This window comes from Vibrio sp. 10N.261.52.C2, assembly GCF_041471425.1.
Classification (GTDB): Bacteria; Pseudomonadota; Gammaproteobacteria; order Enterobacterales; family Vibrionaceae; genus Vibrio; species Vibrio crassostreae_C.
The window spans coordinates 101,650-114,578 of the sequence record NZ_JBFROH010000016.1; the positions used below are offsets into that span (position 1 = coordinate 101,650).

Sequence of the window (12,929 nt, forward strand, 5' to 3'; positions counted from 1 at the left end):
AGATATGATGAACACTCAATTTAATGAATCAGTAACTCGCGTATTGGCAGAAATGAACTTCGACTCGTTGGAGCAAGCAAACCAATACTGTTTATCACATAATGTCGACCCAAAAGCATTAGTGATGGACACCCAACCTATCGCTTTTGAAAGCGCTGCCGATGCTTATATCCTAGGCTCAGCACTGGCGCTATTTCGTAAAGCCACCAGCGCAGAACAAGCCGCTAATATTATTGGTGAAGGTCTTCAAGCATTCACCAAACCTGGCAGTGTTGCTGAACAACGCCAAGTTGGTATTGGACATGGCGCGCTAGCCGCTCGTCTTCTCAATGAAGAAAGTCACTGCTTCGCCTTCCTTGCGGGTCACGAATCTTTTGCTGCAGCAGAAGGTGCGATCAAAATCGCACTAAACGTCAACAAATCACGTCAAAACCCATTGAAAGTGATCTTAAATGGCCTAGGTAAAGATGCCGCTTATCTTATCTCACGCATCAACGGCTTCACTTACGTGCGCACTCAATACGATTACCAAACAGGTGAACTTGTTGAAACAGAACGTCGCCGTTTCTCACAAGGCCCTCGCGGCGACATCTTGTGTTACGGCGCTGATGATGTTCGTGAAGGTGTGGCGATCATGCACAGAGAAGAAGTGGATGTGAGTATCACGGGTAACTCAACCAACCCAACACGCTTCCAACACCCTGTTGCTGGTATCTACAAAGCAGAACGCACTCGCCAAGGTTTGCCATACTTCTCAGTTGCTTCAGGTGGCGGTACAGGTCGAACATTGCACCCAGATAACGTAGCAGCAGGCCCAGCGTCTTACGGCATGACCGATACCATGGGCAGAATGCACGCTGATGCTCAGTTCGCAGGTAGCTCTTCAGTTCCTGCTCACGTGGCGATGATGGGCTTCATCGGCATGGGCAACAACCCAATGGTCGGATCGACGGTTGCATTGGCTGTGGCAGTGAGTGAATCTCAACACGCATAACGACAAAGTGAGTCCCACAATCTGCCTGTTATGTAGAGTCTGTTAGTTGAGAATCAAGCAATAACGGACGACTAAAACTCTACACCTATCACTAAAACCAAACAGCCAGCCTTATGCTGGCTGTTTTTTATTCACACTTGCTCTACTATCTATTTCTAATAATTATTTGTATCTAAGATTAAATACATTCTGCTGTCGTATTTAACTACATATTTTCAAAGGAATAATATGAAAGAGCTCATCATTCATACCATTACCGTGTTCATGGGCTTTTTTGCCATCATGAACCCTATCGCCAACACACCGATCTTTCTTTGATTAACAGGTGATAATGATAGGGAAACGGTCAAGTCTATCGCTTTCCGCTCAGTGTTCATCGCCTTCATCATCGTCAGCACCTTTGCTGTCTCGGGTAAACTCATCTTCGACCTCTTTGGTATCACGCTTTACGCGCTTCGTATCACCAGCGGGATCCTCGTGTTCTTGATTGGCTTTCATATGCTGCAAGGTGACTCAACACACTCTAAAGCAAAAGAGAAGGTCAACTCAGACGCTCAACAAGATGCGGCGCTCAGTATCGCCGTCTCGCCACTGGCAATGCCAATATTAGCCGGACCGGGCACCATTGCCACCGCGATGAACTTTGCCAGCACCGAAGGCATCTACGAAACCATCGTCGCCTTTGGCCTACTATGCGCCTTAACCTACGTATTGTTTGTATTTGGCGAGCGCTTCGTTAAAGCCGTTGGACCAAGCGCACTGAACGTGATTACTCGAATGATGGGGTTGATACTCGCGGTAATCGGTATGCAGATGTTGATTGAAGGGATTGAGCAAGCTTATAAGGCACTGTTTATCTAAAGAGGGGATTCACAGGAGAATGTTGATTAACGCACCAATCAATTTGTGTTGATCTGCAGTGTTTTCTCATTGCAGAAAACTATCTCTCAAAAGACAAGCAATATCATTTTACAGACTTTATCCCGATACGCCCTTTCATAACGAGGGCGCTCTCTTTATGATGAACGCAATTAAATTAACTTTGCTAACGGCAGCGCTTGTTATTCGAGCCGTTGTTTTGGAATAGCAAAATCAAGACTCAACACATGGAGATTCAACATGGCTTATTTTTCACTAGCCTTCGGTACGGCAACCAAAAATCGCGACAATAAAATCATTGAAGCGTTCTTCCCTAACCCGCTTCTAAACCCAAGCGACGCTCTTGTAGCAGCTGTAGCTGAAGTGTCAGGTTACGCTGAAGGCAACCAAGCTATCGAAATCTCTGCTGCACAAAGCGCAGAACTGGCGAAAGCATTCGCAGCAAACGATGATGCAGCTAACGCATCTTTCGCAGAAAAAGCGGCAGCGTCTGAACAGCCACTTGTTCTTGTTGTTCTTGCTACTGACGAGAAGCCAGCATCAGTTGCTGAAGGCTTCCTAAAGCTACAACTTATCTCTAACCGCCTAGTACAACCACACGGTACGGTACTGGACGGCATCTTCGGTCTACTGCACAACATCGCATGGACAAACGAAGGCCCTATCGACCTACCTGAGCTGGCTGAGCGTCAAATCGAAGCTCGCCTTGCAGGTCGTGCTCTGTCTGTAGATTGCGTAGACAAGTTCCCTAAAATGGTGGACTACGTAGTACCAACAGGTATTCGTATTGCTGACACTTCTCGTGTTCGTCTTGGCGCACACGTAGGCGAAGGCACAACAGTAATGCACGAAGGTTTCATCAACTTCAATGCTGGTACAACTGGCGTGAGCATGGTTGAAGGTCGTATCTCTGCGGGTGTTGTTGTAGGTAACGGTTCAGACATCGGCGGCGGCGCTTCTATCATGGGTACTCTGTCTGGTGGCGGTACGATGGTTATCTCTATCGGCGAAAACTGCCTACTAGGCGCAAACGCGGGTCTTGGCTTCCCTATGGGTGACCGTTGTACAGTTGAGTCTGGTCTTTACGTGACTGCGGGTACTAAGGTTCGCATGCTAGATAAAGAAGGCAATGAAGTAGAAATCATTAAAGCTCGCGATCTTGCTGGCGTGTCTGATCTTCTGTTCCGTCGCAACTCAATCACAGGCCAAATCGAGTGCCTAGCGAACAAGTCTGCGGTTGAGCTAAACAGCGAGCTGCACAGCAACAACTAATCTAAGCACTAGATGCTAGATGCTAGATGCTAGAAAATAATAAGCCGCTGGGGTTCAATCCAGCGGCTTTTTTGTATGTTCTGGGAATCATTATTGCCCCACTACCAGTCAGAGTTAACAGAATGTTAACATGTATTTGCCCTACTAAAAGTAATCCCTTGTCTGTTGGATATTTGCAAGGCAAACTGCTGGGCAAAAGTTCGAAAACACTCTGAATGTCTAAAAATCGCCATATTTTTCGAAACTAGGGATTTTATATCATTGGCTTTTCGGTTTCGGTTTCGGTGGCTGAAAGTTTGGGATAATTTGAAAACCATTTGGACATAGCTATGCCTGTACTCTTACCAGAGTACTAGCGGCAGAAGTTTCATAATTTCTGTTGCGCTGCGCTTACAAACCGATAAGAACATAAATCGATATCTACTTAGCCATCTTTACATACCTTTACATCACATGACGTTATCTTACTTACATTAGTATATTCTTAAGTAGTGAAACAAAGAGAAGGAAAACGTCATGAAAATCAAAAGCACGATAATCGCGTTACTCGGTATCGTTATTGCCTTCGGAGCAATGGCTGGTGGAATGAATAAAGGCATGAATAACAATATGTCACGCCCAGTATTTTCACAGTTTGATCTCGATGGTGATGGCAAGATAACCGAAGCCGAGTTCAATCAAGCACGCTCAGAACGTATTGCCCAGCGAGCAGAAGAGGGACGTACGTTGAAAAATATCAATCAAAGCCACAGTTTTGCTTCGTTAGATAGCAACGCGGATCGCGCTATCTCTCAACAAGAGTTTAATGCTCATCAAGGCATGGTGAACCCCAAAAATACCATGGGCAAAGGCAAAAACAATCAGTAGCTCAATTCAATCAGGCCTCCATTTGTGAGGCCTGACTTATTTTGAGATCAAGGAAGCAAATCCGCTTATGTTGGTGTGCTACCTTTTGCTTAAGGAAAAGCTAATATATAGTAAGGGAATCGCTATGACTAGGTATAGCTGGTTACAAAGGGCTCTGTTTGTTCCTCCTGTTTTGTTGGGCATCGCGTTATTGGTGATCGCACCAGGGATGAAGGCTGAACCGCCTAATGCGAGTAATACGGCTGCTAAAAAGGTGGTTCGGGTGTTGAAAGTCGAGCCGCGAAATATCCAACCTTCTGCCATCGGATATGGACATACCGAGTCTGTTCAAGACTGGCAGGCACAGTCTGAACTTGACGGCGCGGTTGTGTGGGTTTCTGAGCAATACAAAACGGGCGCTATTATCCGCAAAGACAGCGAACTCCTTAGAATTGACCCCACCGCTTATCAACTTACTATTGCCCGTTTGCAAGCTGAGCTTGAAGTGCTAATGCTAACGAATCAGACCATTATCGATTCGCTCAAGATTGCAGAGAAAGAGTTTGAGGTACAACAGTCAGAATATGCCCGCTCAATCAAATTGAGTGAAACCGGGCATATCTCCAAAACAGAGAAAGACCGCGCGACCAAAGACTTGCTCAGCAGCCAGCAACAGCTCCAGACACAGAAAAACCAACTGGCAATTAATCAAGCGCAGCAAAAGGTTTTGCAAACGGAACTAGCACTTGCAAACCGAGATCTCGAACAAACCGTAATTAAAGCCCCATTTGATATTCGCATTGTCGAAACCTTGGTTGGACTCGCCGAGTATGTCAACAAGGGGGAATTGCTGCTCAAAGCGGATGACATCGATGCCGTTGAGGTTCGCGCGCAGTTTCCGCTTGGTAAAATGCGTCCGCTAAGAAATTCCAATCGCTTTGACTCGCTTGACGAAGATGTTCATAGCAACTTGAGCGCGACAGTCGAGCTCCAAGCAGGCGATAAAGTAATTACTTGGCCTGCCGAGATCAGCCGCTCCGGCGGTGAAATCGATGCTCAGACTCAAAGCCAAAGCCTGGTTGCACAAGTAAATCAGCCCTATCAGCAAGCCATTCCCGGGGAGAAGCCACCACTTATTCGTGGGACTTTCGTTAAAGTCACGATTAAAGCACCAATGATGGAGCAACAAGTCTTGCTACCGATAAACGCCATCCATGATGGTAAAGTTTACACTGTCTCTGAAGGTAAACTGAAAAGCAAACCTGTCAGGATAGATTTCGTCCAAGGGCAGGTTGCGGTGATCAAATCTGGCGTGGAATTCGGTGATGTGGTTGTGCTAAGTAAACTTTCACCCGCCGTTGAGGGGATGGCTTTACAACCGCAACCGGATGAGAAAATCGGCCTTTGGTTGGATACGCAGAGCGGATTTAAAGCCCTAAACGCGATTCAGAAAGAGGGCAAATTATGATCGCTTTTTTTGCTCGGCACACCACTGGCGCCAATGTCCTGATGATGGCGGTACTGCTGTTAGGGGCTTTTGCCTTGCCCAAACTGCAGAAAGACACTTTTCCGTTGACGCCGACCAAAAATATTGAGGTTCGGATCGTTTATCCGGGCGCGTCACCTTTTGAGATGATGGAAGAAGTGTGTTACCCGTTGGAAGATTCTCTCGATAAGCTGAGTGGAATTAAAGAGTTAAGCTGTGATGCCCGAGAGAGTTTGGTCATCGCCAATGTGGAAATCGGCGATGATGAAGACATTGACACTTTAACCAGCGATATTCAACAGCAGGTTAACGCCATCAGTGATTTTCCGGATCGAGTTGAGCAGATCACGGTGTCGAAACTGGACCGAGTGGCAACGGTGGCCAGTGTCGCGATTACCGGCAATATGTCAGATAGGGACTTATATCTCTATGCCCAACAAATTAAGCACAAGTTAAAAGAGAGCCCATTGATCGCTCAGGTGACCGTGAGCGGTTTTGCGGATCAAGAAATAGAAATTCGCGTATCGCAGTGGAAGTTGCAGCAGTACGGCCTGAGTGTGTCCGACTTGTCCAATCTAGTACAACAGCAAAGTATCAGCACTCCTGCTGGCGTATTTAGTAATGACTTGGAAGAGATCAGCGTCCGCTTCGACCACTTAGGCAGCAACGTCAGAGACTTCGAAAATATCGTGATTAAATCCAGTGAGACGGGGACTCAGGTTCGCCTCGGTGATGTTGCCGTTATTCAGCAGAAGTTCACTAGCGATGAAAATCAAATCCTGTTCAATGGTCAGCGTGCCGCTTTGCTTCAGGTGTCCAAAACGCAATTTCAAGATACCTTAACGGTCAAAGATGCGATCGTCAGCATCGTTGAAAAAGAACAGGCGAGAGCCCCTGAAGGCGTCGCTTTAACCATCACCCAAGATTCCAGCACCAATATTATTGAGCGTCTGAGAATCCTCACCAGCAATGGCGCACAGGGATTAGCACTGGCATTTTTGATGTTGTGGGCGTTTTTTAATATTCGCTTTAGCTTTTGGGTCACCATGGGGCTGCCGGTTTCATTCCTTGGCGCCATTTTTGCGATACAACTTCTCGGTTATACCCTGAATATGATGACGCTGGTCGGGCTGATTGTCGCGATTGGTCTGCTAATGGACGACTCGTTGATCATTGCAGAAAACATCGCTGCCAAGAGGCAACAAGGGCTACCCGCGTTTGACGCTGCAGTTGAAGGTACCAAACAAGTCTTCCCAGGTGTGATTGCATCGTTTGCTACCACCATCATGGTGATAGGGCCGCTGATGTTTCTCACAGGCAAGATGGGCGAAGTACTACGCTATATTCCCATCGTGTTATTGATTACCTTGCTTGTTAGTCTGATAGAAGCTTTCTTGATCTTGCCGTCTCATTTGGCACATAGCCATACTGAATCTCGCTCCAATCCTATACGGGACAAGTTCATTGCCGGTTTTGAAAACATCAGAGACAGATTCTTTGTGCCAGTGAGTGTCAAGGCGATGAATGCACCTTATCTTTCAGTAGGGATATTGGTGATGGTGGTGATGATTTCAACCGCTTCCATTTTGTCAGGTTGGCTGAAATTCAAAGCCATGCCTGCCTTGGAAAGTGATGTGCTGCAGGCGCGTATCTTGCTCCCTCAAGGCAGTTTACTGAGCCAGACAGAGGCGGTGGTGGAGAAGGTTTCAAACGCGCTTGATGAACTCAACCAAGAATACGCAGAGAAATACCCAAGCTCAAAACCTTTGGTCGCGAGCACCACGATCATGTTCAACTCAAATGCTGATGCTAATGAGTCGGGGCCGCATATGGCAACCGTCAGTGCCGATCTATTGCCAGCGCAATTTAGGCAGCAGAGCATTAAAGATCTGATCCAAGATTGGAAACAAAAAGTAGGCCCTACGGCGGATGTGGTTTCACTCAAGTTTACCGATAAAGAACGGGGCATTGCTGGCAATGGCATTGATATTCGGGTTCAGGGTGAGTCGTTACAAGAGCTCAATCAAGTCAGCCGCTCGCTGGTGAAATGGTTGAAGGGATTTGACGGTGTCTATAACCTCTCCACCGATCTGCGTGAGGGCAGAACCGAATTTCACGTTAACCTTAAAGATGAAGCTGGCGTGATGGGAGTTAATGCTTCCAACATTGCTCAAACGCTGCGCAGCGCGGTAAAAGGCAGTACTGATCTGACGGTTTTCCAACAAGGCGAGCTGGTGGATATTAGTGTGAGACTGGATGAGTTTACGCACCAAGCTAGCCTGTATGAGTTGAATAACTTGATGGTGACGGCAGGCAATGGAACCCTAGTTCCATTATCAAGTGTTGCGACGTTTGACAGAAAACAAGCCTTCTCGCGAATTCACCGCATTAATGGGATGAACACTGTGGTTGTGCAAGGCAATATCGATACGCGGGTTGCCAATGCGCGTGAAATCATGCTGCAGTTCAATAGCGAATTTGTCTCGCAAACTCAACACAAATTCCCAGACATCACCTTCACCTCGCAAGGTCAGGATAAAGAAAGCTCAGATACGGGCTCCTCGCTGGCGACCTTCTTTGCTCTTGGCGTGGTGGGGATTTATCTTATTTTAGTGTTCCTGTTACAAAGCTACACTCAACCGATTGCTGTGCTGCTGGCAATCCCTATGGGCTGGATTGGTGTGGTATGGGGGCACTTGGGCATGGGGTTCGATTTGACTATTCCAAGCTTGGTTGGCTTTGCTACCTTAGCGGGTATCGTCGTTAACGATAACATTCTGTTGGTCAATTTTATTAAGAAGAATATCGCCCAAGGCGAGCGCTTGATAGACGCTTGTCGAGAGGCGGTACGTGACCGATTTAGAGCGATATTTATCACCTCGTTAACCACATTTGCAGGATTGCTTCCACTGTTAATCGAAACCAGTACGCAAGCGCAATTTCTGATCCCGTTAATTGCCAGTATTGCGTTTGGCTTAGTCTCGGCTACGTTACTAGCGTCAATTGTTGTGCCTTGCGTGCTGCTTATTTTGGACGATTTAAAGCTGACCAAATGGGCAGAAGGTGCTCAATCTTCCCTTTGAGGCCCTTGGGAGTGCATGCTGAACCATGTCATTTAGCCCGGCATGAAAATGGTAGTTTGCGTAGAATTTATTTGGCGATTAAACCCTATCACTGACTGCTGTTTTTTTGCGTACAAAAAACAATAGGGTCAGGTCTTGTCTTTTGCTCTTTGGTGGCAGTTTTTCTATCAGGTTTAGTTATTTGTCATACCTGAAGTTATTAGTCATTTGCTAATGTTTGATTTTCCAAAACTCATTTTTGTCCAAAAGTTTGTTATACACACATCCACTATACGGTGATCCCTACACCACACTCACCACCAAAAAAAGCGCAGACCTTTCGATCTGCGCTTGTGGTTATTGTCCCGATAACACTGTTTAAATCGTTTTCAATTAACCCACGTTCTTACGTGCGTTTTGGAACATACGCATCCAAGCGCCATTCTCGCCCCAACCTTCCGGAGACCAAGAGTTTGCAACCGTACGGAATACACGCTCTGGGTGAGGCATCATAATTGTCACGCGGCCGTCAGTCGTTGTTAAACCTGTGATAGCGTTTGGCGAACCATTCGGGTTATTCGGGTATTGCTGCGTTTGGTTACCGTTGTTATCAACGTAACGTAGAGCAACCGTACCTGAGTTTTCAATCGCGTTTAGGTGGTCGTTATCACGTACTTCTACGCGGCCTTCACCGTGAGAAACAGCGATTGGCATACGAGAACCTTCCATGCCGTTGAAGAATACAGAATCTGACTTCTGAACTTCTACTAGGCTGAAACGTGCTTCAAAGCGCTCAGATTCGTTGCGAACGAAACGTGGCCAGTACTCCGCACCTGGGATAAGTTCACGTAGATTCGACAGCATCTGACAACCGTTACACACACCTAGAGAGAAGGTATCTTCACGCTTGAAGAAGTTTTCAAACTGGTCACGAGTAGAGTCATTAAACAAAACCGACTTCGCCCAACCTTCACCAGCACCTAGTACATCACCGTAAGAGAAGCCACCACATGCCACAAGGCCGTTGTATTCTTCTAGTACCGCTTGACCTGTTAGGATGTCGCTCATGTGAATATCAGTTGCTTCGAAGCCTGCACGGTCGAATGCTGCTGCCATCTCAACGTGAGAGTTAACACCCTGCTCACGTAGAATCGCCATCTTAGGCTTAGCACCTGTGTTGATGAACGGTGCTGCGATGTCTTCGTTTACGTCAAAGCTCAGTTTCACGTTCAGACCTGGGTCCGAGTTGTCTTTCTTCGCTTCATGTTCTTGGTCAGCACATACTGGGTTATCACGCAGACCTTGCATCTTGTGCGTTGTCTCAGCCCAGATAGTACGTAGTTCAGTACGGTTACGTTCAATCACTACAGACTCGCCAGACTTAATCACTAGTTCATCTGATGCTTCCCCTTCACCAACAACGCTGCCAATCACATGAGAACATGCTTCTAGACCGTTAGCTGCAAGAGTAGAAAGTACTGCGTCTAGGTCGTCGTTACGGACTTGGATTACTGCACCTAGCTCTTCGTTGAACAGTGCTGCTAGCGTGTCTTCACCTAACGCTTCAATGTTTGCATTAACACCACAGTGACCTGCGAATGCCATTTCTGCTAGCGTTACGAATAGACCACCATCGCCTTTATCGTGGTAAGCGACAACTTGGTCGTTCGCTACAAGTGCTTGAACGCCTTCGTAGAAACCTTTTAGTTGCGCTGCGTTGTCTACGTCTGCTGGCTTGTCACCAAGCTGCTTGTAAACCTGTGCAAGTGCTGTTGCACCCATACGGTTTTTGCCGTTACCTAGGTCGATAAGAACGAGGCTTGTATTACCTTTGTCAGTGCGAAGCTGAGGAGTAATCGTCTTACGAACATCTTCAACACGTGCAAACGCAGTGATAACAAGAGATAGCGGAGACGTTACTTCTTTCTGCTCGCCATTCTCTTCCCACTTAGTCTTCATCGACATTGAGTCTTTACCCACTGGGATAGTTAGACCCAGAGCTGGACATAGTTCTTCACCAACCGCTTTAACCGCTTCGTAAAGACCTGCATCTTCACCTGGGTGACCTGCTGGAGACATCCAGTTAGCCGACAGTTTAATGTGTTTGATATCGCCGATGTTGGTCGCTGCGATGTTAGTAATTGCTTCACCAACCGCTAGACGAGCCGATGCGCCGAAGTCTAGAAGTGCCACTGGCGTACGCTCACCAAGAGACATAGCCTCACCGTGGTAAGAGTCGTAGCTTGCCGCTGTTACTGCGCAGTTAGCAACAGGAACCTGCCATGGACCAACCATTTGGTCACGAGCTACAAGGCCTGTTACCGAGCGGTCACCGATGGTGATAAGGAATGTTTTCTCAGCGACTGTTGGCAAGCGAAGAACACGGTCAACCGCTTCGTTCATCTCGATGCCAGAACGGTCAATCGCAGGGTTGTTAGCTTTTAGCGTTTTCGCGTCACGGTGCATCTTAGGTGTTTTACCTAATAGGATGTCCATTGGCATGTCGATTGGCGTGTTGTCGAAGTGTGAATCTTCTAATTTCAGATCACGTTCTTCAGTTGCTTTACCAACCACTGCGTACGGTGCACGTTCACGCTTACAAATCGCGTCGAACGTTGCCATGTCTTTATCAGCAACCGCCATTACATAACGCTCTTGAGATTCGTTACACCAGATCTCAAGTGGGCTCATGCCCGGCTCATCGTTTGGCACGTCACGTAGATTAAAGATACCGCCACGCTCACCATCGTCGACTAGCTCAGGAAGAGCATTCGAGATACCGCCCGCGCCCACATCGTGGATAAATGCGATTGGGTTCGCATCACCAAGCTGCCAACAACGGTCGATAACTTCCTGACAACGACGCTCCATCTCTGGGTTTTCACGTTGTACAGAAGCGAAATCAAGATCTTCAGAAGAAGAACCAGAATCCATTGAAGATGCCGCACCGCCGCCAAGGCCGATGTTCATCGCAGGACCACCTAGAACGATTAGGCTTGCACCTACCGGGATCTCTTTCTTCTGAACGTGCTCATCACGGATGTTGCCAAGACCACCAGCTAGCATGATTGGTTTGTGGTAACCACGCACTTCTTCACCTGCGTGAGAGTTTACTTTCTCTTCGTAAGTACGGAAGTAGCCAAGTAGGTTTGGACGACCAAATTCGTTGTTGAATGCCGCGCCACCAAGAGGACCTTCAAGCATGATATCCAGAGCAGTAACGATACGGCTTGGCTTACCAAAGTCAGTTTCCCAAGGTTGAACGAAGTTCGGGATCTTAAGGTTAGATACAGAGAAAGCAACAAGACCCGCTTTTGGCTTACCACCAATACCGGTTGCGCCTTCATCACGGATTTCACCGCCTGAACCTGTCGATGCGCCTGGCCACGGTGAGATTGCCGTTGGGTGGTTGTGCGTTTCAACTTTCATCAAGATGTGTGTTTTTTCTTGGTGGTAGCTGTACTGGCGAGTTTCTGGATCTGGGAAGAAACGACCAACTTCAGAACCTGTCATTACCGCTGCGTTATCTTTATAAGCAGACAGAACATGTTCTGGTGTCGTTTCAAAGGTGTTCTTAATCATCTTGAACAATGATTTTTCTTGCTTAACGCCATCGATAGTCCAATCAGCGTTAAAGATCTTATGACGACAGTGCTCTGAGTTCGCTTGTGCAAACATCATTAGCTCGATGTCCGTCGGGTTACGACCTAGCTTCTCAGTGAAGCTTTCAAGAAGGTAATCAATCTCATCTTCTGCAAGTGCAAGACCTAGGGTAACGTTTGCTTTTTCAAGCGCTTTACGTCCACCAGTTAGTAGGTCAACTTCCGCATAAGGAGCAGGCTCAGCAACGGTAAATAGTGCCGCCGCTGATTCGAAGTCAGTGAAAACCACTTCCATCATACGGTCGTGCAGGATTGCTTTCAGCTCAACAAGTTGAAGTTCAGAAAGTTCAGCAGAGGTTTCAATGTAGAAAGCAGTACCGCGCTCTAGACGTGACACTTTAGCCAGTCCGCAGTTGTGTGCGATATCTGTTGATTTTGAAGACCAAGGCGAGATAGTGCCTGGGCGTGGCGTTGCAAGCAGCAGTAAACCTTCAGGTTCATGCTCTTCAATCGTTGGACCGTAAGTCAGTAGCTTTTCTAGCTTCTCAACTTCAGACTCATCTAGGTCTGCCGTTAGATCAGCAAAGTGGGCAAACTCAGCGTAAATACCTGTTACAGGTAAGCTTAATTCACGACAAAGCTCTAAAAGCTTGTTAACACGAAACTCAGATAGAGCTGGGGAGCCACGCAAAATTCTCATGTGCTTACGTCTCTTATGCAGTTGATTAAGGTAGTATTGGAATAAATTCAGTGGGTTAAAGGAAAAACCTAACTGTTTTCTTCGAAGC

Annotated in this window: 6 protein-coding genes and 1 pseudogene; 6 read left to right on the plus strand and 1 reads right to left on the minus strand. The window is 47.1% G+C overall.

What is annotated here, in order from left to right:
* Window positions 1-4 precede the first annotated feature (4 nt).
* The 6 genes and pseudogenes from AB4307_RS06155 to AB4307_RS06180 all read left to right on the plus strand — a co-directional run bounded on the left by AB4307_RS06155 (window position 5) and on the right by AB4307_RS06180 (window position 8,560).
* Window positions 5-994 carry a GGGtGRT protein gene (locus AB4307_RS06155; protein WP_372131433.1) on the plus strand — a complete coding sequence of 330 codons (990 nt, stop codon included), beginning with the start codon at window positions 5-7 and terminating at the stop codon, window positions 992-994.
* Between the two features lie 228 nt (window positions 995-1,222).
* Window positions 1,223-1,855, plus strand: a pseudogene (locus tag AB4307_RS06160) (MarC family protein).
* Window positions 1,856-2,113: 258 nt separating this feature from the next.
* The gene (gene dapD, locus AB4307_RS06165) at window positions 2,114-3,145 is read left to right on the plus strand and encodes a 2,3,4,5-tetrahydropyridine-2,6-dicarboxylate N-succinyltransferase (RefSeq protein ID WP_017059885.1); all 1,032 of its coding nucleotides are present in this window, start codon (window positions 2,114-2,116) and stop codon (window positions 3,143-3,145) included.
* Between the two features lie 516 nt (window positions 3,146-3,661).
* On the plus strand, window positions 3,662-4,012 hold the full coding sequence (locus AB4307_RS06170; RefSeq protein WP_017059884.1) for an EF-hand domain-containing protein: 351 nt from the start codon (window positions 3,662-3,664) through the stop codon (window positions 4,010-4,012).
* Between the two features lie 124 nt (window positions 4,013-4,136).
* The gene (locus AB4307_RS06175) at window positions 4,137-5,459 is read left to right on the plus strand and encodes an efflux RND transporter periplasmic adaptor subunit (RefSeq protein ID WP_032545691.1); all 1,323 of its coding nucleotides are present in this window, start codon (window positions 4,137-4,139) and stop codon (window positions 5,457-5,459) included.
* Window positions 5,456-8,560 (plus strand): efflux RND transporter permease subunit, encoded by a 3,105-nt coding sequence (locus tag AB4307_RS06180; RefSeq protein ID WP_372131435.1) that lies wholly within the window; start codon window positions 5,456-5,458, stop codon window positions 8,558-8,560. The genes AB4307_RS06175 and AB4307_RS06180 overlap by 4 nt, the downstream gene beginning before the upstream one ends.
* A gap of 372 nt (window positions 8,561-8,932) precedes the next feature.
* Here AB4307_RS06180 and purL read toward each other — a convergent pair whose 3' ends face one another.
* Window positions 8,933-12,841 (minus strand): phosphoribosylformylglycinamidine synthase, encoded by a 3,909-nt coding sequence (gene purL / locus AB4307_RS06185; RefSeq protein ID WP_017068539.1) that lies wholly within the window; start codon window positions 12,839-12,841, stop codon window positions 8,933-8,935.
* Window positions 12,842-12,929: the final 88 nt, after the last annotated feature.

Coding starts and splice junctions, on each gene's coding strand:
- AB4307_RS06155 (WP_372131433.1), top strand. CDS start 5: ATGATGAACACTCAATTTAATGAATCAGTAACTCGCGTATTGGCAGAA.
- dapD (WP_017059885.1), top strand. CDS start 2,114: ATGGCTTATTTTTCACTAGCCTTCGGTACGGCAACCAAAAATCGCGAC.
- AB4307_RS06170 (WP_017059884.1), top strand. CDS start 3,662: ATGAAAATCAAAAGCACGATAATCGCGTTACTCGGTATCGTTATTGCC.
- AB4307_RS06175 (WP_032545691.1), top strand. CDS start 4,137: ATGACTAGGTATAGCTGGTTACAAAGGGCTCTGTTTGTTCCTCCTGTT.
- AB4307_RS06180 (WP_372131435.1), top strand. CDS start 5,456: ATGATCGCTTTTTTTGCTCGGCACACCACTGGCGCCAATGTCCTGATG.
- purL (WP_017068539.1), bottom strand. CDS start 12,841: ATGAGAATTTTGCGTGGCTCCCCAGCTCTATCTGAGTTTCGTGTTAAC.